The following is a 23,752-nucleotide window of genomic DNA, read 5'->3' on the forward strand; positions in this document are numbered from 1 at the left end:
GTGCCGCCCCGCACAGGGGCAACACTAATAATCCAATAACAAATCAAGGAAAGGCCAACGCCATAAAAGCACAGACCAAACAAGCGCCGCACGAGCAACCAGCTCAAGCAAACCCCAACACCGTAGGCAAAAAACAACCCCAAAAAGTCAAATCTACATACAAGTGAAAAAAACCCCCTCCCTCCCGGCAAGGGCCATCGCCCCAAACCAGCCACCGTGCCACAGCACAACACCCCCCCACCAGCCAGCGGCAAAAACCCAACCCTCAGGCACACCCCTTGCTGAAGCCTCGCGCTAGCGAACTCCAACCGCACTGTCCAAGTGCAAAAAAACTGATCCCTTGGGGGCCATCTTGTCGCTCAACGTTCTTCTTGTCGCTTCCGAAGCTTTGCCCCTCGCCAAATCTGGCGGCCTCGGCGACATGGTCAGTGCCTATGCCGCCGCCCTGCGCGAAGCCGGCGTCGACGTATCGATCCTGATGCCCGCGTATCCGGCCGCCCTCGAGCGCGCCGTCGGCGTCACTCCCGTGGCCCGTATGACCGGCCTGCCCGGCGGCGACGCCAAACTGCTGCGCGCCCAGATGCCCGACACCGGCCTTCCCGTGCTGCTGCTGCAGATGGACCACCTGTTCGCGCGCCAAGGCCTCTACCGCGATCCGCAAGGACGCGACTACCTCGACAATCTCACCCGCTTCGCATCGCTCGCGGCAGCGGCCACCCGCGTCGCGCGCGGCGTGCGCGGCGTGAAGCGCCCCGACATCGTGCACGCGCACGATTGGCATGCAGGACTCACGCCGCTGTATATGCGCCTCGCGGGCGTCGCCGCAAAAAGCGTCTTCACGATTCACAACCTGGCATTTCAGGGCAACCACCCACTCACGATGGGCGGCTGGATCGGCGTGCCGCCCGAATTGCTGGCGCCGGCACTGTCCGATGACCGCAGCATCGAGTTCTACGGCTCGCTCAGCATGATGAAAGCCGGCATCGTGCACGCCGATCGCGTCACCACCGTCAGCCAGCGCTATGCACGCGAGATTCTGACTCCGCGCTTCGGCCACGGCATGGAAGGCGTTCTCCAGGCGCAAGCCAGCAAGCTCTCCGGCATCGTCAACGGCATCGACACGACGAGCTGGAATCCGGCATCCGATCCGCTCATCGCGCGCCCCTATTCCGTCGACGACACCGCCGGCAAGCAGGCCTGCAAGCGCGAACTCCAGCAGGCCTTCGGCCTGACGCGCGATCCGTTCGCGCCGCTGGTCGCCATCGGCAGCCGTCTGACAGAGCAAAAACTCGCTGATGTCGTGGTGCGGGCGCTGCCTGACCTGCTAGAACGGCATCCGCGTCTGCAGTTTGCGATTCTCGGTCAAGGCGAGCCCGGACTCGAACAGGCACTCCAGGCACTGGCCGCCGCGTGGCCCGGTCGGGTGGGCGTGCAGATCGGCTACGACGAGCGGCGCGCGCACATGTTGCATGCGGGCGCGGACATCCTGTTGCACGGCAGCCGCTTCGAGCCGTGCGGACTCACGCAACTCTATGCAATGCGCTACGGCACGATTCCGGTGGCGTCACGCGTGGGCGGTCTCGCCGATACGATCATCGACTATGCGCCGCACGAACGCCGGGGCATCGATCTCGCGACCGGTTTCCTGTTCAACGGCGAGAGCACAGGCGACGTCATCTATGCGATCGGACGCGCATTGGACACGTTCATGCAACCGTCGTCATGGCATGCGTTGCAACGCAATGCGATGAGCCGTGACTTCGGCTGGGGAGCGTCGACGTCGAACTATCTCGCGCTGTACGCGGATCTGGTCGACGCGCGGCCGGTCCTGCACGATGCTCGCGTTCGCAAGACGCCGGCCCGAGCACGCCCTGCAGTTTCCGGCGGGACGCGCAGAGCACGCCCGGATGAGAGCTTTAACGCAGGCGTGGGGGAGATGGCGCGGAGTGCCTAGCGTGGTTGCCGGATAACGTTGAGGACCTGCGGCGTGATTCAATCGTCCGCGCTTTTCACTCTCGTGAACCCATCGGCGCTCCACATTTCCGAGCTCACGCCGTGATGAACGAAGAACAGGCCGTCGGAATCGTATTGACGCTTCACGGCCGCGAGACGCGCATAGTTGCTGCCCCAGTTCGCTTGCTGCCAGTCGCCTTCGAAGAAATTGCTCTCGGATAAATACGTCCCCGCGTTGGGGACGACGGCACGCAAGGCCTGTGTCGCCTGGGTGATTCTGGTGGCGTACCGGCGTCCTTTTGCTTCGTCCGGTTCGTGGCCCGTCATGCCGGGAAAAGCCGGCGCGCCCTCGCCGGCAATGATGGCGAGCGCGAAAGCGTCGAGCACCGCCGGGTTCATCGGCGTGTCCCTGGTCGCGCTCAAGGCCTCGGCGGGAGCGCCAGCCAGCCCTTTGTTGAAGTGGAACGAAACCGTCCATTGACGCGTGGTCTGGAACAACGCGTCGATCAGACGGCCCCGCTGCGCCGGCGTCAACAACGCGGCAGGCAACCACGTCGACGTGTAGCCGTACAGGAACTGACCCGCTTCGACGAAGTTGTCCGCCCAGAAGACGTTCGCGGCCGGAGCGCCCGGACGGTCGTCCGTCTTGAGCACGCTGGGCAGGTGCTGCATCATGAATTCTCTGTCCCAGAAGCGTCGCGCGGCGACATCCAGCACTTGCGGCGGAGTTGTCGTGCAGCCGTTGGCGGGGTCCGCGATCCACGCAAAGAACGGTTGCCAGATGCGTACGGCCTCGTCACGGTTGATGCCCTGAAACAGCATCGAAATACCCAATGAATTGTCGGGGTGAAAAGCGACCGTTTCGCCCCAATGCTCGCTCACCAGGTTCTCGGCGCTGAAGCCGACAAACGCCCCGAGCAATGCCTGGAATGCAGCATCCGACGCTGCTTTCACGGTCGCGCGTACCACGCCGACCCGGCCGGGCAGTTCGTGCGTGCGTAACGTCAGCCGCGTGACGACACCGAGGCTGCCGCCACCGCCGCCCTTCAATCCCCAGAAGAGATCGGGGTGCGAGCACGCATTCGCGATTCGTACCACGCCGTCGGCGGTGACGACTTCGGCCTCGAGCAAGCTCGCCGCAGCGGTGCCGAATTGCTTCGAAAAACTGCCGAAACCGCCGCCCTGTACGAGTCCGGCAACGCCCACGGTCAGGCAGCCGCCGCCTTGCACGTAGCGGCCGCCTTGCGTACTGACGGCTTCGTACACGTGGCCCCACAGGGCGCCGGCGCCTACCGTCACCGCGGCTTCCGGTTTCAGGCGCCCTTCGCATCCCGCCGGCACGAATGCGTCGTGTAAGGTGATGTCTCGCATGGACCGCGTCCAGATCAGCAGCGAGTCTGCTGCATTCGACGTGCCCTGGTAGCTGTGACCGCCGCCTTTCACCACGAGCCGCAGGCGATGCTCGCGGGCGAAGTCGACCGTGCGCGCGACGTCCTGCGCGTTCGCCGCGGCCACGACGTAAGCGCTGGGCGCCGACGTCCACGCGTCGAGCCATCCAGAGGTCTGCGTCAGCGCCGGCGTGTCGCCGATGTAGTAGGGATTTTTCAGGCGCCCGAAGACTTCCGTGCAAGCGGCACTCGCAGGCGTTTCGGCGCAACTCGCCAATGGCGATCTAACGGGGCTCAAGCGGCCCTCCACGGCCCGGTTCAGATCTTGCCAGGCGCGCGCTGACGGCCATGACGGGTCGCCTGGGCGCACGCGGCGTTGCGTTGGCCGCATCGCCGCTGCCGTTGTCACGGTCGATGCAGCTTGTGCGTGGGTCGGCGAGCGCAACCCAGCGCTCAGCAACGGCGCGGCAAGCGCGCCTTTCAGCAAAGTCCGCCGGTCGAGTGCACACATCGCGTTGCTTCACCTTTGAGATTGATGGGCCATCGGCCCTCGGCGCAGCATATGGCCATTGCCAACAGGCCGACCAGCCACGAATGTTCGTAGTGGTGATAGCCAGCAAGGCTCGGACGCTCCACCTCAAGCGGCACATGTCATCCAATTTGCGCGCATCTTGCGCCTCTGCAGCGCTCACGAATCGCGCTAGACTACGCCCGAATCAAGCCGATGAAATCCAACCAGCACGCGGAGCGAATCAATGAGCTACGTTCTTTACTACTCACCGGGCGCGGCAAGCATGGCGGTTCATTGGATGATGATAGAAATGGGCATCCCGTTCGAGGCCCATCTCGTCGACATCGACGCCGGCAATCAGCGAAACCCTGAATATCTGCGGCTCAATCCGTCAGGCCGCGTTCCCACGCTGATAGTCGACGGCATGCCGCGCCACGAATCGGCCGCGTTGCTGATGCTGCTGGCCGAGCGGCATCCCGAAGCCGCACTCGCGCCTGCGCCCGGCTCGGCCGACCGCGCGGCGTGGCTGGAACGCATGATCTATCTGGCTAACACGCTGCTGCCCGGCATGCGCGACTGGTTTTACGCGGACGTCGACGGCGACCCTGCCGGCGCCGAAGCAGTCCGGGCACTCGCGCGGCGCCGTATCGAAGAAGCCTGTGAGCGGCTCGACGCCGATCTCGCCGACGGCCGTGATTGTCTGGTCGGCGGCACGCTCAGCACCGTCGATTTTCTCGCCGTCATGCTGATGCGTTGGACCCGCAACATGCCGCGCGCCGCAATGGGTTGGCTGCATCTTGCGCGCTATATTCGCGGGCTGCGCGCGCTACCCTCGTTCATCGAACTGAACACGCGAGAGGGGCTCACCGAATGGCGTAACGAGGACGATTGATGCGCGCTCAACCACTCTGCCGCCGACGCTGGTAGGCGAGACCACCACGTCTTGAAAGCCGTCCGTCAGTTCGCTCGCGTGCCGACGACCACAATGCCGCGTGAAAGTCCGCTCACGTTATCGACCGCCTGGGCTGCTGCGTACAGTTGCGTGAGCGGCACCCACACCGCCGGATACTTGTAGCGCGCCACATCGAGAAGCAGCGCACTATCGCTCGCGGTGTCGTAGGCGGCAAGCGGCGACCAGTGACCTCCGCCGGTTTCACCGATCTCCACCCGCCTGAAGTTCAATAACGCAAAGCGGTCACTGTGGCCGGTCGTGTCGCGAATCAGATCGCGAAACTGGGCGAGCGTCAGATCGGCGGCGTGGAATTTCCTCACCTCGACAGGAAACGCACCCAGGACCGCGCTGAGCTGGTCGAGCGTCATGCCCTCCTTCGATACCCGCGCGGCGTTGGCCAGCTGCGGATCGACGCTGCGAAAGAAATCCGCCTGGGAGAAGTATGGGAAATCCGGGTACTGCGTCGACTCGGGACGGCGAATACCCAATGCGTTGAGCGCCATTACCGAGGTCGCGACCGAACAGTAGGCTTCGTTGCGCTGTGTTTCGAAATACTCCGAAAGCGGCCAGTACGACTGGTTATGGGGGGTGGTTATCAGACGCTTCTGGCCCGCTGGCTGCATCAATGCAATGAGGTTAGGCGGAACCGGCAGCGGCCCGTCGGCGGGGCGTGCGGCGCTTGCTGCGCTTGATGCATTTGCCGCATTTGCCGCGGGCGCCTGATACGAATCTTGATGGGCAGTGTGATCCGCGACCTGATTTGCCGTCGGCGGCAGCTGCGCACAGGCCGCCAGGGTTACCGTCAGAACAGCGCTCATCCATCCCCGCGGGCTCGTACGTCGCACGGCATCAATCAAGGAATATCTGGACATTGCCCTTTCCGCAGTGGATGAGTTTCGAACGATTGCCATCCGCCAACGCGCTTTCTCCGCATCGGCGATGCCTCGAATTTTTAACACGAAACTAATCGACGCGTGAGTTTGCGCCCCGGCCGGGCGTTTGTTCAGCCGCTTGCTATACTCCCGCGGCCTATCCTGGCGCGCGCGACCGAACAGCTTATCGACGTCGCTCACAGCCAATTCAAATTGACCGGATTCGAATATGAGTGACCTGGAAAGCGCCGCGTCTGGTGCAAAACAAGACCCCGTCTCGCTAGACACCTCCGATAAAAAGCAAGGTCAATCCGGCGGCCCCAATGCGCCGCTTGCGACAGTGCCTTCTCCTTGCATTGACGTCTGCAAAATCGACGGAGATACCGGCATGTGCATCGGGTGTCTACGCACACGCGACGAAATTCGCGGATGGAAAAACATGACCGATGAATTGCGCCTCGAGATGATCGAGGAACTGTCGCACCGTAAGTTGAATCTGGAAACCCGCAAGGCAGGAACGTTATAGCGTCGGCACCATTAAGCGCATGGATCAGCTCGCCGGCTCAGCGAACGCGTAACTGTTCTTGCCGCTGCGCTTGACCCGGTACATCGCTTCATCGGCCGCGCTCACGAGGCCATGGTAATCGCCGACGGGATCGGGGAAACTGGCAATGCCGATGCTGGCACGAACCAGCCCGTTGCCCATCTCCCCGTCCGTTTGAACCACACAGTCAATCAGTCGCCGGGCAATTTCGCCCAGCTCTACATTGGTCGAAAATTCCCGGACCAGCACGGCGAATTCATCGCCGCCGATCCGCGCGACGACATCGACTTTACGCACCGACTCGCGAAAGCGCTTCGAAACCGCAATCAGAAATTCATCGCCAACGCGGTGGCCGAGTGAGTCGTTGAGCTGCTTGAAGCCATCCAGGTCGACATACAACACCGCGATATTGCGAGGCGCCCCGCCCGCGAGCGATTTCGCCGCCGACGCATCGAGCGTGGCAAATAGCTTGCGCCGGTTCGGCAAGCCGGTCATCGCGTCATGCAACGCCGCCTGCTCGAATTCGCGCGACTGGCCCGCGAGCAAGCGATTCCGTTTGGCATACATCCCCAGCGCGGTAATCAGCATGCAGAACAGCAACGCCGCCGACGCGATCAGCATGTGCGCGACATAGGCAATTCGCGCGCGTGCATCGGCGCTGGCAGCGTCGCGCTGCGCACGCCACCAGGTCGACACGGTAGTGAGCCAGGCAGCGGTGTCGCGCAGATCGGCATCGGCTGTCGGCGCCGGTGAAGACACATGCGGCGCCGCCGACGGACTCGCATTCACCAGCGCCGCGAGTGACGTGAGGCGATGGGCGAGTTCGGTGCGCGCTTGACGATATCCGGCGGCATGCGTTGCTGTGGCGTCTGGCAATTGCTGCCAGATGCCGACCACGCTCCGGGCGCCTTCCGCCCGTTCGACCGCGTCGAGAACGAGCTCCGCATATTCCTGTTTCAGTTGATCGGAAAAGATCGCCCGGATTTGCAGCGCAAGGTATGAGAGGCCAATCAGCAGACACACCAGCGCGGCGGCGGCGATGGCAGCCGGACCGGGCCTGAAGCGGATCGCGAGAGCGCGCCCACGAGCGGCGCGCGGCGTCCGCGCGCGCTCAGGGATGGGAATAGATGTCTTGCCGGCTTCCGGAGCCATGCTGGCGATAACTTACGCGACGAAAGAACGAACCCATTCGGGCGAACAGGCTGCCTTTCTGCCTGGCATTGGCTGTCGAAGAAGAGCGGCGATCCTGTTGCGCGAGACGCGCATCCCTGCCCGCTCGACTGGCGGCCGGCTGCTGCTGCGCAGCAACGTTGGAAGGGGGCGCTGCGCGGTGAACGGCAGGGACGGAAGATGCGGCCACGGCGGGCGTTGCGCGCGCCACGCTGGCTTGGCGATCCGCGGGCAGAGAAAAAGGCGTGACCGGACCCGACCAGGAGGCTTGCTGTTTTCCTTCTTCCTCCGGTGATGCCTGCGTTGCCGCCATGGCCGCCGTTGCCGGCTGACGTGGCGCTGCCGCGTAAGTCGCCATCCTTGCGGGCGCAATCAATTTCGCGGATGCCGGTGCGGTCGCCGCTAGCGCAGTTGTCCCGAGCGCCTGGCGTGCGCGCGCCATGGCGTCGGCATACGCCTGCTGATCGTGATTGAACCAGACGCTGTAAGCGACCGTTCCCACCACGCCAAAGGTCAGCGCGCTGGCCGCCGCGACCCACAGCGCAAGACGTCCGAATCGTACGGGGGGCGCCTCGGCCGACGGCTCGACACCAGCGTCATCGCTGGCATCCGGATGCGCTGCAGCAGATCTTGGTAAATCGGTATCGTTGAACATCGCACTACTCTCCGGAATCCTTACGTCTGACAGGTCGGCAGACTTTAATCACACGATTCAGCGGCCGTTCTGGAGTTCTCTGAACATTTAACCCGCGCGCCGGGTAGCGACGATACGGTAATGCTGCGCTTTAAACGGCAGCTTTGCGAGCCGTGTGTGCATTGATAAAAGCTGGTAAAAAATTCAACGCCGCGTGCATCGACGAGTGGTGCCGGGAAGGCTTGCAGGTTACGTTGTACGCCGGGCCGGGATGGTGATGTGAGCATGCGCTGATCGCTATCTGGCATGCAACAAACACGCCCGAGGAAACGGTGCGGACCTCCTCGCATTCAGCCGCCACACTTCGTCGAATTCGGACCAGCCTTAGTGTGCCGAAGCACTAGCTGCCACTTATGTGTTACGTGCACCCACCTTCTGACGCCGCGAAGAAAAGCATTACTCGGTTTTCCCGGTTTATTCGTCTACTGTAGAAATCCCCGCGACCGTGCGACTCAATGCGCCGTCGCCTCGCTGCAACCATGCTGCCAACCCCGGAGATTTTCATGTCACGCACCATCATGTTCGCAAAGGCCGGTCGGCCTGAAGTGCTCGAATTCGTCGAAACGCCTGTCGCGGCGCCTGGTCCGCATGAGGTTCGCATCAAGGTCGAGGCCATTGGCATCAACCGCGCCGAGTCGATGTGGCGCAACGACGCGTACATCGAACCCGTCAAATTTCCAGCCGGACTGGGCTATGAAGCCGCTGGCATCGTCGACGCGGTGGGCGCCGAAGTTCAGGGTGTCGCGCCCGGCGACAAGGTCAACGTCATGCCGTCCTTCTCGATGAACGAGTACTTCACGTATGGCGAAGTCATCCTCGTACCAGACTACGCGGTCGTGAAGCATCCCGAGTCGCTTTCGTTCGCCGAGGCGGCCTCGGTGTGGATGATGTTCGTGACAGCCTATGGCGCGCTGATCGAAGACGCCAAGGTGACCCGCGGCGATTTCGTCATCGTTCCCGCCGCCTCCAGCAGCGTCGGACTGGCGGCGATCCAGATCGCCAACTACGCGGGCGCGACCTCCATTGCACTGACTCGCACGTCGGGCAAGCGTGAGCAGCTGCTCGGCGCCGGCGCCGCCCATGTCATCGCCACGGAAGAAACCGACCTGGTCGCCGAGGTGATGCGCATCACCGCCGGCAAAGGCGCGCGCGTCGCGTTCGACCCGGTGGGCGGGCCGACCTTCGCAAAGCTGATTGCAACGCTGTCGTTTCAGGGCATCGCTTACATCTACGGCGCGTTGAGCGATGAGGTCACACCACTGCCCGTACTGGACATGATCGCTAAAATGCTCACCGTAAAAGCGCACAACATCTGGCTGACAAGCGGCGATCCGAAGCGTCAAAAGACAGCTGTCGAATACGTGTTGAAGGGTTTTGAAAGCGGCGCGTTCAAGCCTGTGATCGCCCGCACTTTCACGTTCGACGAAATGGTGGATGCACATCGCTATCTGGAGACTAACGGACAGTTCGGGAAAGTCGTTGTGACGGTTTGAGCGCCCGCTTAAAGAAAACCTACTGCACGGTGATGGTTTCCTTCATATTCGGGTGGATGCCGCAAAACACCTTATATACGCCCGGCTTGTCGAACTTGAACTGGAACGTATCGTTCTGATCGAGCGCGGCGGAGCGAAACATACCCGCGTCGTTCACGACGGTGTGCGGCTCGCCGTCGAGATTTTTCCACGTCACCGTCGCGCCGGTTTTGACTGTGAGCGCCATCGGCGAAAACATGAAGTTCTTGATGACCACGGCGCTGGGCGTCTCTGCCCGTGCAACGGACATGCCGGCCGACGCCGCGATGAGCATCGAGCTGCCGAGCAGCACAAAGAGGGCGCGGCGAATTGCACTAGTTTGCATAACTGATCTCCAATAACAAAATAAAAAACCTGAATCAGACGAGTGTCGTATCGGCCAGCGTCGCATGGAGCGGATGACGCACAACCTTGATGCTGGTCACCCCGAGCATTTTGGGAAGCTGATCGCTCGCTACCGTGAGCGGCCCAGGGCCGGGGCCATTGCCGGCGGTCGGCTGGGGATAGGCCGTCGAGCGCGCGGTATGGAAAGTGATGTTGCCTTCCACCTTCGACACGATCTGGTGAATATGACCGTTCAGGACGGTCACCGAGCCGAAGCGTTTCAGATAGCTCATTGCCTGACCGGCATCGCCCGTGCCCCACCCCCACGGTTCGTAGATGGTCCACATCGGCATGTGCGCAAACACGACGATCGGCGTGCTGGACGAGCGGCCTTTCAGGTCATTTTCGAGCCAGGCGAGTTGCTCGTCGCCGAGGCCACCCAAACCATTCGGCTTGAAATGCATGACGTTGACGAGCGCGACGAAGTGCACGCCGTTATGGTCGAAGCTGTAATACCCCTTGTTGTCCGACGCCTTGCCGAAGCGGCTGAAATATTCGGTTCCCGGGCCGTCCGTTACGTCGTGCTCGCCGGGCACGGTGTGCAGCTCCGTGATATTCAGACCCGACATCAACTGAGCCGCGAGATCGAACTCCGCCGGCTTGGAAAGATGCGTGATGTCGCCCGTGTGGATTGTCAGTGCGGGCTTGACGGGCATGGCGTTGACGTAGTCGATCGTCTGCTTGAGCGTGCCTGCGACGTCCGGGTTGGCCTCTTTATTGAAGCCAATATGCGAGTCGCTGATCTGCAGGAAAAGCGGCACACCCGTGATCGTCGACGAGGATTTCGCATCGGCCGCGAGGGCCAGCTCCACAGGCGTGAGAATGCCACCGGCAAGGACGAACACTGTGCCTACGCCGCCGAAGGCGAGACATTTCAGTGCCCCGCGGCGCGCCCGGTTGAAGGCAGGGTCAAAGGCAGGATCGGATGAATGATGTGACGACATGTTGACCTCACGATAAGGATTCGCGAGCAACCCCGGGGTCATCCCGCGGGGATCGCGACTCGGTTCATGAGCAAGACTGCCGTGCCCCAGGTTTTATTCCAGGCGCGGAAAAATAGCCTCGGCCAATGAGTCCCGCGACTCAGGCATATACGTCTCGCGTCAGGATCAATGTGGGAATAGCCGCGCTGCGCTCGCAGTCATGCAGACGAGGAAACTGAAAGGAGAAACACCATGGACATCATCGACATGGCCCGCGCGTCGGGCATGGCGGTCATCCTCGAAGGCAGGATCGGCCGTGAGGAGTACCAGAGCGTGTGCGGCTCGCTATCCGCATTGCAGCGCTTTGCCGAAGCAGTGCGTCAAGGCACGGTGCAACAAAGTGACAGTCAGAAGCGCGCCGGAACGGCTGCGTCGCGCGGATGAGACCAGTCCGCCGACGCCGCCCTGCGCGAATTCGCTCAACCGCGGCGTCTGAAACAAACGCTCTGAACATAGGGTATTAACGGAGGAAGACGTGCAACCCCCTTTACGCCGCCTGCAACTCGGATCGGGCGTGGTGCTGCTGATTTATCTATTTCTGCACCTGGTCAATCACGCACTCGGCATCTGGTCGCTCGATCTTGCCGGGCGCGGGCTCACGTTCGCGCTGTGGATCTGGCATAGCGCGCCTGGAACAATCGCGCTGTACGGTTCGGCCCTTCTCCATTTCGTGCTGGCCGTACGCACGATTTACGGGCGCCGCCACTGGACGCTTCCGCCTGCCGAATGGATCCGCCTGTGGGCCGGACTCAGCCTGCCTCTGCTGCTGATCCGGCATGCGGTGGCAACGCGCCTCGCGGCGTCGATGTACGGCTTCGAGCCGAACTACGAACGGATCGTGGTATCGCTGATCGTGAGCGGCACGCAAGGCTTGCAACTTGCACTGCTCGCGCCGGGCTGGATTCATGGCTGCCTCGGCGTGTGGTTTCGCTTGCGCCACTATCCGGCGGCGCAACGCGCGAGACCCATTCTGCTAGCTTTCCTCATTCTTTTGCCCTTGCTATCCGCCGCGGGTTTTCTGCGGATGAAGCAAGCTATTGTCGCCATGCATGCTGTTCTCCCCGCGCCCGATTCCACACTGCTGGCGCACCAGATTGCACTCGATACGTGGCGTCACAGTCTCGTCACGCTTTACCTTGTCGTGCTGGTTGGCGCGCTTCTGGCGGGTCTGTTGCGCAATTGGTTCGAGCGCCGGCTGCGTTCGGCGTGAGCCAACGGCGGTGTCGACCTCATCGTTCCGCTGGAACTCTGCTGGGCGATCAACAGTTACGGCTCGTGCAGCCGATGCATGCGGACATGCCGCGGCCCGCATCCCTCAAGATGCGGGCCACGGCGCTGCCCCTTTACTACGGTTCAGTTCGGCGCAATGCCGCTAACCGAACCGGGCCTACTGCGCTTGCTGCGCTTGCGGCTTCTGCTTCAACTTGCCTTGATACCGGATCGTCGGACGCAGCGACTGTGTCGTCGGCGCGGTCATCAACAATTGACGTGCGAGCGGCGCGGCAGACGGGCTAAGCGAACCAATGCTGCTTGCACGCGACGGATCCGCCAGACCGTTCTTCACCAGCAGCTTCGCCTCGAGTTGCAGACTGGTCAGCAGAACCGGATCCTTCAACGCATTGCCCTGCGCCAGCAACTGACTCCACGCGTTGTTGCTGTAGTTCGTCACGTAGTAGTCGAGACCGCTCGGATCCGCCAGCACCGCGGAACAGCCGTTCAAACGCACCTGCGTTTGCGTGTCCTTCATCGCAATCGTCTTGCGCAAGCTCAGTCCGTCGCCGTACGCGAGTGTCAGCGGAATCGTCCACTGCGTGCCGGGGTACTGGTTCTGATTCGGGAACGGTGACTGTTTCAGCGTGACCACGGTCTGATTGGTGGTCAGATCGCATTGCGTGTCGAGCGAAAGCAAAGGCACGCCGGTTTGCCGCACGAAACTGTCGCCGATCGCGACCATCGGCTCGCCGCTTGCCTTGGCCAGTTCGTCCCACAAGCGTTTCGGCGTGCCGTTGCCAAGGGAATAGTCCGCCAGATACGACTGCAAGCCCTTGCGCAATACGTCTTCGCCGAGATAGTTCTCCAGCATCTTCAGCACATGGCCGCCCTTGTCGTATGTAAAGGCGCTCGCGCTCAGCACGAAGTCGTTCGAGGCCCAGCCGTTGAAGTTCGGCTGCACCGGGAACGCGGTGGATTTCAGATCGGCATTGATCACCGCGTACTTGTTCTTCACGTCGTCGACCCAGCTGAAGCGGTCCGGGAAGAAACGCACCTTGGTCTTGTTTTCGAAGAACGTCGCGAACGATTCGTTCAGCCATACGTCGTCCCACCAGTCGAGCGTGACCAGATCGCCGAACCACTGGTGCGCGGCTTCATGGGTCAGCACCGTCACGCCATAGTCGGACATGGTGGTGCCCGGCGCGGGCAGAATGTCGTCGGCGAATTCGAGAATCGCGCCCCAGTTCTCCATCCCGCCGAAGTTCAGGTCCTTCTGTTCCTTGAACGCGTCGTTCGCGGCGATCGTGTCGAACTTCGTAAGCGGTAAGGGAATGCCGGTGTAGCGATAGTAGTAGTCGAGCGCCTGCTTCGTCTGCTGCATGGCCGGTTTCGCCCAGTCACGCATGCCGGGCGGCGTGAAGATGCGCAGATGCAGACCCTTGCCGTCGGGCAGCGGGCTCGCGAAGTCGTCTTCGAGCATGTCGAACTGACCGCCGCCGAAGAAGAGCAGATACGAAGGCATCGGCGGCGTCTTTTCGAACGACACCAGCTTGTAGCCGCTGTCCACATTCACCGCCGGCCGCTCCGCCGCGTTCGAGACCACGTTCCAGTTCTGCGGGACTTCCGCGCTCACCTCGTAGGTGGGCCGGAAAGCCGGTTCATCCCAGCCCGGGAACCATTGACGCGCGAGGTTCGATTCGCCCTGCGTGAGAATCGCGCCGCTCGTGGTGCCGTCGGTCGACTTCAGGTCGACGCGGAATACCCCCTCGGCCGCGGAGCAACCCGGATAGGGATCGTCGCCGCAACTGCCGCCGGTTTTGGCAACCGGATCGTCATAGGTCTTGAAGTTGATGATGCCGCTCCACTCCATGTGCAGCGAGTAGTTGCCGGCGGCAATCTGCCCGCTCACAGGCCGAAGCTGGTAGAAATCGCCATCGTCCTGCGGCGTGGCGATCAGTGGGATGTTGCCTGGCTGCAGCGTGATCGTGCCGTTCGTGAACTTGATGCGGTGCCCGGCAATCGTGATTGCATTAACGGCCTTCAGCACCTTGATCTGGACGTCCGCCCGGCCGTCAAATGACGAGAGCGCGGGGTTTGGCCGAAACCACAGCTTGTAGTTGATCGGTGTGACCGTGTCGGGCAATTCGACCGGCGGCACGCTCTTATTGATCGATGTGTCCGCAACGATCGGCGCGGCAGGGGGCGCGAGCGCCACCTCGGAGGCGGCCGCGGGGGCCTGGGCGGCCTTGCTCGACAGCGATGGCGAACCATCTGAACCGCCGCAGCCCGCCAGAGCCATTATGCCGGCTAGCGCCAGGCACTGTATCTGCAATCGGAAATTTATACGCATGGTTAATCCTCGACTGACAAAATCGGCATAAAGAAAGTGCGATGAGTGCTTAAGCTGTGTTTCTTTGCTTTTCAGCGAAAAAGGTCTCCCGCACTAGCGCCGGATTGCTAGCGAGAATATAGGGGCCTGTTACTGCCTCAGCACTTGTGGCTGATTTTCGAATTACTCGACTCGATAATTACAAAACTTTCAAAATTGCGACGTGAGCCGTTCTTTTGCCCTCTTGTACGGTCGTTTGACTGACCGGGCAAAGCAGCGGCTTACCTGCGTCTCCGGGCAGGTGCAAAGGAACAGGCCAGTTTTTTTGCGACAGTGCGTAGCCTAGTTTGGCAAACGTTATCGTGTCAACTTCCTTTCACAAACTTTCCTGAATTAGCTCACGGCGTATGCAGATCGAATGGATCAAGTAATCAATCGGGTTAAGATTGGGTTAATACTCCGGACACGGGACGAATGTGTACTTCTACGAGAAACTTTATTTTATTGCGGTGCGGAGTGTGATAAGGCAGGCAAAAGACACGCAATGCACTTCCAGAAATTAACTAGCCGTTGAGTTCACCTGGAGAAAATTAAATTGGTGTGGGCTCAGCCCTTCACCGCCGAGACGATTCGCGCGCACATCGCTTTGTCAGGCAGCGGACCGGACCCCGCTCGAACGTTGTCAGCCATGTATTGCGGACGCCCGGTTCCCGGGATTACCACCGTCACCGCCGGTTGTGCGAGGACGAATTTGAGCAGGACTTGCGCCCAGCTCGTGCAGCCCATTTCGGCAGCCCAGCCAGGGAGTGGTTGCTTGCCGACACGCGCAAGCAGACCGCCGCCACCGAAAGGTTGATTGACCACGACACCGATGCCCAACTCCGCCGCAAGCGGCAGGATGCGCTGCTCCGCGTCACGATCGTCCGCGGCGTAGTTGATCTGCACGAAGTCGGGTTTTTCACTGCGCATCACGGCTGCGACCTCGCCGAATGCACTGGACGTGTAGTGCGTGATGCCGATATAACGAATCCGGCCGTGTGCTTTCCAGTCGCGCAGTGTGGCGAGTTGGGTGCGCCAGTCGAGCAGGTTGTGAACTTGCATCAGATCGATACGCGGTTGCTGGAAGCGGCGCAGCGATTCTTCCATCTGCGCGATGCCGGCTTCCCGCCCTTCGGTCCAGACTTTAGTGGCAACGAAGGCTTTCTTGTGCGCGTCGAGCCGGGTCAGCAATTCCCCCGCGACCGCTTCCGATGAGCCGTACATCGGCGACGAATCGATTGCCGAGCCGCCTGCTTCGAACAGAATCCGCAACACGTCGGCAAGTTGCGACTGCGCGGCGGCGTCGTTGCCGACATCGAAGGTGCGCCACGTGCCGCAGCCGACCACGGGCAGGCGTTCGCCTGTCGAGGGAATCACGCGTTGCGCCATGCGCGGCGGCGGCGTCGTGGTAGCTTCAGCTTGTGTTTGGGACTGAGCTTGTGCCGGGGTGAGATGCGGCAACGCAAGCGAAACAGGCAGCCCGATTGCGGCGCTGCCCGCGGCGCGTAAAAAAAGACGTCTGCCGTAACGCCGGCCAGTGTGGTTCGACGGAAGTGCCATGGCGTGCCCTCGATTTGCAAGGAGTACTGTGACTCTGCACGATACGGCAATTCGGCAGTGCGCGTGACGACGCGAGGCGTGCGCCTTCCATGAGTTGAATTCGATCCGATGCACCGGTCAGTTTGCTACGTTTGCCGACTCCGTAACCGGAACGGTGTCAAGATTTTTCATGAACGGCGATGCCCGCGTGGCGTTCTGTTTGCGGCCCGTCGCCAGTCCGTTCTAGACTGCGGATCGGTCATATTCGAAAGAGCAACCCCGTATGGACATTCTTCAAGGCATGGCGGTATTCAAGCGTGTCGTCGATGCATCGAGCTTCTCGAAGGCGGCCGATTCGCTGGAGATGCCGCGTGCGTCGGTATCGACCCTGGTGCAGAATCTGGAGAGCCATCTGGGGGTACGCCTGCTGAATCGCACGACGCGCAGCGTGCGGGTTACCGACGACGGCGCGCTCTACTACGAGTACTGCACACGCATTCTCGCCGAGGTTTCCGACGCCGAATCCGCGCTATCGAACAAGCTGCAAAATCCGCGCGGCACGATTCGGGTCGACACCTCCGCCACATTTGCCGCCAACGTGTTGCTGCCCGTGATGCGTGAATTCAATGCGCGCTACCCCGACATCACCGTGAAGCTGGGGCTGGCCGACCGCAACGTCGATCTCGTGCAGGAAGGCGTCGATTGCGTGATACGGATCGGCACGCTCGACGATTCCAATCTCGTCGCGCGGACGATCGGCAGCGTGCGCATGTGCATCTGCGCCGCGCCTGCCTATCTCGAGCAGATGGGCGAGCCCGTCACGCCCGATGATCTCGACCGCCATCGTGCCGTCAATTATTTTTCCGCACGCGCGGGACGTGTCTATCCATTCGAGTTCAAAGTGGACGGCGCGCTGATTCGAAAGCCGGTGAATGGCATCCTCGCGGTCAACGACGGCCTCGTGTACGTGATGTCCGCGATCGAAGGACTGGGCTTGATCCAGACGCCACGCTTCATGGCTGCGCAGGCGCTTCGCACTGGCGCGTTACGTGAAATTCTCCGCGGTTATCCGTGCCCGCCTATGCCGCTTTCCTTGCTGTATCCGCAGCGTCGGCTGAGCATGTGCGTGCGGGTGTTCAGCGAGTGGGTTCACGAACTCGCGCTGAACAATCCCGATCTCAATGGCGAGGCGGACGCTTAACCATTCCCGGTATTACGGATTTTTCCCGCCGTCATAGACGCAGCGCTTGCCGAACGCCTGCGCGGCGGGCAGCTTATCGAGCGCCGGGCCGGGCTCCAGATCCTGGGTACCGTCACCCGCCGTGCCGGGGATCTGCAGGAAAGCATTGCTCTTCAGCGCGCCGGCGCCGAACAGTTGCGCGTTCATGCCTAGCGAGCGCATCGAGCGGGACGGGATCGCGGCATTGTTTGGCGCCCTCCTGCGCGCGATCGAGCAACGCGGCAAGCGCACCGGCGCTTGCTTCGTAACGGCGCGGCAGCGAACTCATCATGAAACGCGCAAGCCATGGTGCAAGAGGGGCAGATACCCCCAGCGCAATCTGAACGGGCTCTCGTTCGAGAGCAGAAAGCGTGGCAAATCGCGGTACACGGATGGGTTGTTGACCGGAATACAGGCATAGTGCGCGAAGGTCCCGGCGTTGCCGAACGACGCACCCTGCCCCACCCCGGCCGGATCGAACAACGTGACTCGATGGCCGTCGCGCATCAATGCCGCAGCGCTCGCGAGGCCGATGAATCCCGCACCGATAATGGCAATCTCCGGCATCACTTACGCCCTTTCATTGCACCGCCGCGAGCACGCCGACAATGGCCACCACGACTCCCTGTGAGTGGCGCCTCAGTACGCGCCACCAGACGATACCGAATCTGCAGAACCCAACCGTCACGGCCTGGCGCGTTCTCTAAATGAACGCGCCAGCCTGGGCGCTTCAGAACAAATTTTTTTACCGGCAAAGGAATAAACGCTCGACGCCGCACGTTCAATAACCGCTATCACCATCAGTCAAGAGAGAGGTGCGGTCATGAAGTCTGTGCTTAAAGCATTGGGCGGCGTCGTGACTGGCATGGCGCTAACGGGTCTTGTCGCCTGCGGCGGCGGCGGGTCGATTAATTCGCAGTCGTTCATCACGACCGCGCTGGTCTCCGACGGTGCCGTCTCCGCACCCCACACCGACGCGAATCTGAAAAACGCCTGGGGCATCGCGTTCAATCCCAAGGGCTTTGTCTGGGTCGCCGACAACGCGACCTCAGTCGCGACGCTCTATGACGGCAACGGTGTGCCGCAATCCCTGATCGTCAGCATCCCGAATGGAACAGGCGGTCCGGCGAATCCGACCGGCATCGTGTTCAACGGCACGACGGATTTCACGGTCACTCAGAGTGGCAAGACCGGCGTGGGTGCCTTTATCTTTTCTGGCGAAGGGGGCACGATCACCGCGTGGGCGCCGGCGGTCGCTCTCACGACCGCGATCGTCATGTTCGACGACGGCAGCGGCGGCGCTGTCTATAAGGGGCTCGCGCTCGCCAGTAATGGCGCGGCGAACTTTCTTTATGCAACCGACTTCCACAACAACAAGATCGACGTGTTCGACAAGAACTTCGCGAAGGTCTCGATGCCCGGCAAGTTTCAGGACGCCTCGCTGCCGGCCGGCTTTGCGCCGTTCGGCATTCAGGCGATCGGCGCAAAACTCTTCGTGACCTACGCCAAACAGGACGCAGACGCGCACGACAATCTCGACGGTGCCGGACTCGGCTTCGTCGACGTATTCGATACGGCCGGCAATCTGATGCAGCGCTTTGCTTCGGCCGGTCCGCTGAACGCACCGTGGGGCGTCGCACAGGCGCCTGGCAACTTCGGCCGCTTCAGCGGCGACGTGCTGATCGGCAATTTCGGCGACGGTACGATCAACGCCTTCGATCCGGCAAGCGGGCAATCCCTCGGCACTGTCAATCTGTCGAATGGAACCTCGTTCGTACAACCGGGGCTTTGGGGTATCGCGTTCGGCAACGGGCTCGATAATCAGCCGGTCAACACGCTGTTTTTTGCTGCGGGGCCTAATGATGAAGCGGACGGGATATATGGGCGCATCGACGTGAAAATGTGAGCGGCCCGGCGTGGGTTGGCGGGGAAGCCGGCGAACGCACGCTCGTGCCGCCACGCCGCGCGGCTTCGCACTCGTCATGAGCCGAGGCATGAACGGCTAGCTCTTTTCGCTACGCAACGCGCAAGCAGACAGCATCGCGAGACGTTCCACACTCAGCATCCGCGCGATGCGTTTCAACGCATGGCGCACGCGGCCTCGCAGATGCGCCACGCGCATACGGCGCCAGAACCGGTCCGGCACAAAGTCGACAAAACGCGCCTCCTTTTCCAGCAGCGCCTTGCCGCCGGGCAAATGGACGAACGAACAACAGCGAAACCAGCGCACGTCGCGATAATTGTTGCCGGGCCAATGGCGCCCGACGGCCTGATACGCGCCCACCTCGATCAGAGCCTGCCCTTCGTCGGCCAGTACATTGAGTGCCGCCGAAATGAACGCTTCATCGCCATGATGTCTCAAGCGCTCGATTTCGGTGATATAGCGCGCGTAACTGGCGCGCGCGCACGGCACCAGCCGGCGCAATGCGGCGGGCGTCGCCAGAAGAAACTCGCCACCGTACCAGCGCGGATTTCTGAGCCGCCTGTCCGCCACGATTTCGAGGTCCGCCACCACACGTTCGCTGCCGTACGGCGGAAACACCTGATCCGAAATATCGAACGCACCGAGCCCTGCTTCAGCACAGCGCTCAATCAGATCGTGGTTGAGCGGAAGTAGCGCGACCATGTCGGCGTCGAGTAGCAGGAGCATGGTGTCGGCGGGCAGCGAATCCGCCATCTGGTCCATCAGGTCCAGCTTGAAATGCGCGGCGTAGAACGGCGTGTTCTTCGGCAACTCGATTCGCGCATTCAATGTCATCAGCGCGGGCCGGCGTTCCGGCGTCACGCTTTCGAGCCGTTGCGCGACTAGCGCCGGCGCGTTGGTCATGATGGTCAGCGTCGGCATGCCAACCTGCCGCAAGCTGTTGTTCAGGCAGATCGCCTGATTCACGTACGAGAGCGGATCGCGATTCGTCGAGTTGGGACCCGGACTCGCATCGACATCCACATAAACCAGCGTGCAGGGAAAAAGATTCACGTTGTTCCTCACAAGGCGTGAGAGACGGTTCGCTTTTTCCAGCGCTGCCGTTATTGTTCACGGATCGATCCACATGTCCTTTCGTGGGGCAAGCCAGACGCTCGTGCGAGGGGTGCTGCCGTCATGCCGCGGCTCGCGCCTTCATGGCGTCACGCTCGAACCGGGTGTGCTGATCTGCGGCGATGGAGTCGGATGAGCCGGGGCGCAGGTATCAGGTATGACCTATCGTTTCACGTCCTTGCATTGCCTTTCCGCCAAAAGTCAGCGCGACGCAACGCAGCTGCCGTCATTCGGCTTTCGGCCGGTCGGAAGTACGCGACAAAATGCGTGTTTTACCGTTGAGCGAACAAGTTACCTGAGCACCGCGTGCGATTTTCGCGTCAACCTTCGGCCGCGCTGTCTTCGCTGTACCGCATGCCATGCGTGATGAGCAAACGGTACAGCGTCGCGCGTGAAATGCTGAGTTCGCGCGCGGCGTCGCCGGGGCGCCCGCGGTGGCGCAGCAGCGCGAGTTCGATGGCCTGGCGCTCCGCTGTCTCGCGTGCCTGGGCAAGCGTCACGGGCGTGGTCGCGACATAACCCGACAGTTCGAGATCGCCCGCGCTAATCGTGCGCCCCTCCGACATCACGATCGCACGACGAACCCGGTTGATCAGCTCCCGCACGTTGCCGGGCCAGTTGTATTGATGCATCGCTGCGATCGCGTCGGCGGAAAAGCCGTATAGCCGGCGGCTCGCATCTTTCCTGTAGCGGTCCAGCGTGTACAGGGCGAGCAGTTCAATATCCTTGCCGCGCGCGCGAAGCGGCGGCTCGTCGATCCTCAACACGCACAACCGGTGGTACAGGTCCGCACGAAAGCGCCCGGCTTCGATCGCGGCCTCCATGTCGACGTGGGTGGCCGAGATGATGCGCACGTCGACATCGATCGAACCCGTGCCACCCAGGCGGTCGATGGTGCTTTCCTGCAGAAAACGCAGCAGGCTCGCCTGACTCTCGAACGGCAGATCGCCGATTTCATCGAGAAACAGTGTGCCGCCGTGCGCGGCTTCGACGCGCCCTATTCTGCGTTGGCTCGCCCCCGTGAAGGCGCCGCGCTCGTAGCCGAACAGCTCCGACTGCAACAGCTGCGGCGGAATCGCCCCGCAGTTGATGGCGACGAATGGCGCGCCACGACGCGGCGAGCGCGCATGAATCGCCGCCGCCGTCAGCTCTTTGCCCGTCCCCGATTCACCGGAGACGAAGACCGGCGCGTCGTTTGTCGCGACTTTGCGGATCGAGCGGAATAGCGCGAGCATGGCCTCGCAGGTGCCGATCATCTCGCCTTCCGCCGAGGACGTATCGACAAAGACCGGCTCGCCGAGCGAGATCATGCCGCACGCATGGCCGACCGTATCGACAATTCTGGCGCTCGCGGCGGGGAGTGTTACGTAGTCGAAGCAGTAGTCCCGTACCAGCCTGCGTAGGGCTGCGTCATCGAGTTCCGGCGTCACGGTCATCGCCACCCAGCCGATATTCGGCATCGCGAGGCACGCTTGTAACGCGGCAATGTCGCGGGCGTCGCGAGCCTTGAATATGCTCGACAGGTCGACGAGGCCGCCCGCCAGCGAGCCGTCATCCACGAGTTGCCGGACCTCACGAACCGAGCCGGCGACTTCGACCGCCCAATCGCGCGCCGCGAAACTCGCCAATAGCGCCGGCGAAGGATCGCGCGTGAAGTAGACGACACGCCGCGTAATGGCCTTCATTTTCTGCATTGTTTTTTGCTTTCCCGCAGAGCCTGCGCTGAGACGCATTGCGTTTCAGGTCCCGCGCGCCGCGTGGTTCCGGTTGTCCCATGAACGCGAATGTCTGTCCTTGCGGATCAGACGCGCACCGGGATCGGGCATTTCATGGCGCATCGGATCCTGGCGAGTCGACGGCGCTGCGCAGGTTGACTGGCGAGAAAGCGAGTGCGTTAACGACCGCTGATCATACGCGGCTGCGGGGTCGCCGCAATGCGTCCTGACTATATTTGATGTTTGAGTTCGGAATGGCAGCCGGTATCGATGCGCGGCACGCGGCACGTGGCGCGATCTCGAAGCGGCACCACGTGCCTCGGCGCAGTTGCGCCGGCGCGCCTAGCGCCGCAACTTTCTGAAAAACTTGCGAATCTCGGCGGCGAGCAAATCAGGCTTTTCCATCGCGGCAAAATGGCCGCCGCCCGGCATGTCGGTCCATTGCGCGACGTTGAAGGTCCGCTCGAGCCACGTGCGCGGCGGATGATTGATTTCCTTTGGAAAACGGGCGAACCCCACCGGCGGCACGATGCGTTGCCCGTCGGCAAAGCGCATGGGCTGCAAGCGGTTTTCCCAATACATTTGCATCGCCGTGCCGGCACTCTGCGTGTGCCAGTAGAGCGAAATGTTGGTGAGCAATTCGTCTTTCGAAAATACCCGCTCGATGTCGCCGTCGCAGTCGCTCCACGCGCGAAACTTCTCGCCGATCCAGGCGGCGAGTCCCACTGGCGAATCGTTCAGCGAGGCGGCCACGGTCTGCGGTTTTGTGGCGTGCATGTGGGCATAGCCGCCCTCGAGCGCTGCCCATTCGTTCTTTTCTTGCAGATAGCTTTCCTCCTCGGACGTGAGCGGTGTCTGCGCGGCGCCGTTGGCGGGCTCGTATGAACTGGGCAAGAAGTTGAGATGAATGCCGTCGACCACGTCATGATGCCGAGCCGCGAGCGCGATGGAGACGCCGGCGCCCAGATCGCCGCCCTGGGCACCGAAATGCTCATAGCCGAGGCCACGCATTAACGAGGCCCATAGATCCGCCACCTGAAACGCGGATGTCCCGGGCTCGACGGGCGCCTGCGAGAACGCGAAGCCGGGCAGCGAAGGAACGACGACGTCGAATGCATCGGCCGGATCGCAACCGAACGCAGCCGGGTCGCACAGCCGGTCGAGCAACGCGTGGAACTCGAAAAACGAGCCCGGCCAGCCATGCGTGATCACCAGCGGATAAGACACCGGGCCCACGCCACGACGATGCACGAAGTGCACGCGCTGCCCCTCGACTTCGGCGAGAAATTGCGGTTGCAGATTCAGCTTGCGCTCAGCCTCGCGCCAATCGAAACGATCGGCCCAGTACTGCGCGAGTTCGCGCAGCCACGCGGAATCGGCGCCTTGCTGCCAGGCCGGCGACGGCGTTGCCGGTGCCCAGCGCGTTGCACGAATTCGCCGGCGAAGATCGTCGAGGTCAGCCTCGGGCACAGCAATCTGAAACGGCTCTATCTGCATGTCAGTTCATCCGGCACAGGGTGGATGGTGGGCGGTTCGGATTCGATGACACTCGTCACTCGTCACGCAGTCCAGCGGAAAGAAAGCCCGACGCGGCCAAGAAGCACGCCCGCAGCGGGCACTAAACACACGAAGCGTGCGAAGCGTGAAGCAGTCTGCATGGTACACAATGAGCGCGTTTC

19 protein-coding genes and 2 pseudogenes are annotated in these 23,752 nt (G+C 62.0%); 8 read left to right on the forward strand and 13 right to left on the reverse strand.

Annotated features, from left to right (window positions below; genetic code table 11):
- Window positions 1-352 precede the first annotated feature (352 nt).
- Window positions 353-1,954, forward strand: coding sequence for a glycogen synthase GlgA (glgA, locus tag PQR53_RS33940; RefSeq protein WP_408464192.1), 1,602 nt, complete (start codon window positions 353-355; stop codon window positions 1,952-1,954).
- A 38-nt stretch (window positions 1,955-1,992) separates the two neighbouring features.
- Here the strand turns inward: glgA and PQR53_RS33945 are convergent, their stop codons facing one another.
- Window positions 1,993-3,639 carry an FAD-binding oxidoreductase gene (locus tag PQR53_RS33945; RefSeq protein ID WP_408464194.1) on the reverse strand — a complete coding sequence of 549 codons (1,647 nt, stop codon included), beginning with the start codon at window positions 3,637-3,639 and terminating at the stop codon, window positions 1,993-1,995.
- 457 nt (window positions 3,640-4,096) lie between these two features.
- Between PQR53_RS33945 and PQR53_RS33950 the strand changes: the two genes are divergently transcribed.
- Window positions 4,097-4,744, forward strand: coding sequence for a glutathione S-transferase family protein (locus tag PQR53_RS33950; protein WP_408464196.1), 648 nt, complete (start codon window positions 4,097-4,099; stop codon window positions 4,742-4,744).
- A 65-nt stretch (window positions 4,745-4,809) separates the two neighbouring features.
- Here the strand turns inward: PQR53_RS33950 and PQR53_RS33955 are convergent, their stop codons facing one another.
- On the reverse strand, window positions 4,810-5,622 hold the full coding sequence (locus tag PQR53_RS33955) for a phytochelatin synthase family protein (RefSeq protein ID WP_408464198.1): 813 nt from the start codon (window positions 5,620-5,622) through the stop codon (window positions 4,810-4,812).
- Window positions 5,623-5,905: 283 nt separating this feature from the next.
- On the opposite strand from PQR53_RS33955, the gene PQR53_RS33960 reads away from it, so the two are divergent.
- Window positions 5,906-6,202 carry a DUF1289 domain-containing protein gene (locus PQR53_RS33960; RefSeq protein ID WP_408464200.1) on the forward strand — a complete coding sequence of 99 codons (297 nt, stop codon included), beginning with the start codon at window positions 5,906-5,908 and terminating at the stop codon, window positions 6,200-6,202.
- 24 nt (window positions 6,203-6,226) lie between these two features.
- Here PQR53_RS33960 and PQR53_RS33965 read toward each other — a convergent pair whose 3' ends face one another.
- Both PQR53_RS33965 and PQR53_RS33970 read right to left on the reverse strand, forming a co-directional pair.
- Window positions 6,227-7,372, reverse strand: coding sequence for a diguanylate cyclase (locus PQR53_RS33965; RefSeq protein ID WP_408464202.1), 1,146 nt, complete (start codon window positions 7,370-7,372; stop codon window positions 6,227-6,229).
- Entirely contained in the window at window positions 7,332-8,045 is a 714-nt protein-coding gene (locus PQR53_RS33970; protein WP_408464204.1) for a hypothetical protein, read from the reverse strand. The genes PQR53_RS33965 and PQR53_RS33970 overlap by 41 nt, the downstream gene beginning before the upstream one ends.
- 542 nt (window positions 8,046-8,587) lie before the next feature.
- Here PQR53_RS33970 and PQR53_RS33975 point away from each other — a divergent pair.
- The gene (locus tag PQR53_RS33975) at window positions 8,588-9,577 is read left to right on the forward strand and encodes a zinc-dependent alcohol dehydrogenase family protein (protein WP_408464206.1); all 990 of its coding nucleotides are present in this window, start codon (window positions 8,588-8,590) and stop codon (window positions 9,575-9,577) included.
- Between the two features lie 19 nt (window positions 9,578-9,596).
- Here the strand turns inward: PQR53_RS33975 and PQR53_RS33980 are convergent, their stop codons facing one another.
- Complete coding sequence (locus PQR53_RS33980) at window positions 9,597-9,941, reverse strand: cupredoxin domain-containing protein (RefSeq protein ID WP_408464208.1); 345 nt, start codon at window positions 9,939-9,941, stop codon at window positions 9,597-9,599.
- A 34-nt stretch (window positions 9,942-9,975) separates the two neighbouring features.
- Window positions 9,976-10,944, reverse strand: a complete 969-nt coding sequence (locus PQR53_RS33985; protein WP_408464210.1) for a metallophosphoesterase family protein — start codon at window positions 10,942-10,944, stop codon at window positions 9,976-9,978.
- A 231-nt stretch (window positions 10,945-11,175) separates the two neighbouring features.
- Between PQR53_RS33985 and PQR53_RS33990 the strand changes: the two genes are divergently transcribed.
- Window positions 11,176-11,367: a hypothetical protein gene (locus PQR53_RS33990; protein WP_408464212.1), complete on the forward strand. Its 192-nt coding sequence runs from the start codon at window positions 11,176-11,178 to the stop codon at window positions 11,365-11,367.
- 91 nt (window positions 11,368-11,458) lie between these two features.
- A complete protein-coding gene (locus tag PQR53_RS33995) occupies window positions 11,459-12,193 on the forward strand; it encodes a hypothetical protein (protein WP_408464214.1) in 735 nt (244 codons plus the stop codon).
- A 177-nt stretch (window positions 12,194-12,370) separates the two neighbouring features.
- On the opposite strand, the gene PQR53_RS34000 is transcribed toward PQR53_RS33995, so the two are convergent.
- A complete protein-coding gene (locus PQR53_RS34000) occupies window positions 12,371-14,545 on the reverse strand; it encodes a M1 family metallopeptidase (protein ID WP_408464216.1) in 2,175 nt (724 codons plus the stop codon).
- Window positions 14,546-15,130: 585 nt separating this feature from the next.
- The gene (locus PQR53_RS34005; protein ID WP_408464218.1) at window positions 15,131-16,123 is read right to left on the reverse strand and encodes an aldo/keto reductase; all 993 of its coding nucleotides are present in this window, start codon (window positions 16,121-16,123) and stop codon (window positions 15,131-15,133) included.
- Between the two features lie 262 nt (window positions 16,124-16,385).
- Here PQR53_RS34005 and PQR53_RS34010 point away from each other — a divergent pair, with 262 nt between their 5' ends.
- On the forward strand, window positions 16,386-17,303 hold the full coding sequence (locus PQR53_RS34010; protein WP_408464220.1) for a LysR family transcriptional regulator: 918 nt from the start codon (window positions 16,386-16,388) through the stop codon (window positions 17,301-17,303).
- A 42-nt stretch (window positions 17,304-17,345) separates the two neighbouring features.
- Here the strand turns inward: PQR53_RS34010 and PQR53_RS34015 are convergent.
- Window positions 17,346-17,510 (reverse strand): annotated as a pseudogene (locus PQR53_RS34015) (branched-chain amino acid ABC transporter substrate-binding protein); the annotation flags it as partial.
- Window positions 17,511-17,535: 25 nt separating this feature from the next.
- Window positions 17,536-17,888 (reverse strand): annotated as a pseudogene (locus PQR53_RS34020) (FAD-dependent oxidoreductase); the annotation flags it as partial.
- 256 nt (window positions 17,889-18,144) lie between these two features.
- Between PQR53_RS34020 and PQR53_RS34025 the strand changes: the two are divergent.
- Window positions 18,145-19,227, forward strand: coding sequence for a TIGR03118 family protein (locus PQR53_RS34025; protein WP_408464222.1), 1,083 nt, complete (start codon window positions 18,145-18,147; stop codon window positions 19,225-19,227).
- 96 nt (window positions 19,228-19,323) lie between these two features.
- Here the strand turns inward: PQR53_RS34025 and PQR53_RS34030 are convergent, their stop codons facing one another.
- The 3 genes from PQR53_RS34030 to PQR53_RS34040 form a co-directional block, all read right to left on the reverse strand.
- Window positions 19,324-20,298, reverse strand: a complete 975-nt coding sequence (locus PQR53_RS34030; RefSeq protein WP_408464224.1) for a hypothetical protein — start codon at window positions 20,296-20,298, stop codon at window positions 19,324-19,326.
- A 380-nt stretch (window positions 20,299-20,678) separates the two neighbouring features.
- A complete protein-coding gene (locus PQR53_RS34035; protein WP_408464310.1) occupies window positions 20,679-22,043 on the reverse strand; it encodes a sigma-54 dependent transcriptional regulator in 1,365 nt (454 codons plus the stop codon).
- A 372-nt stretch (window positions 22,044-22,415) separates the two neighbouring features.
- A complete protein-coding gene (locus PQR53_RS34040; protein ID WP_408464226.1) occupies window positions 22,416-23,570 on the reverse strand; it encodes an epoxide hydrolase family protein in 1,155 nt (384 codons plus the stop codon).
- Window positions 23,571-23,752 lie beyond the last annotated feature (182 nt).

It is taken from the genome of Paraburkholderia fungorum (assembly GCF_046027605.1).
Classification (GTDB): Bacteria; Pseudomonadota; Gammaproteobacteria; order Burkholderiales; family Burkholderiaceae; genus Paraburkholderia; species Paraburkholderia fungorum_F.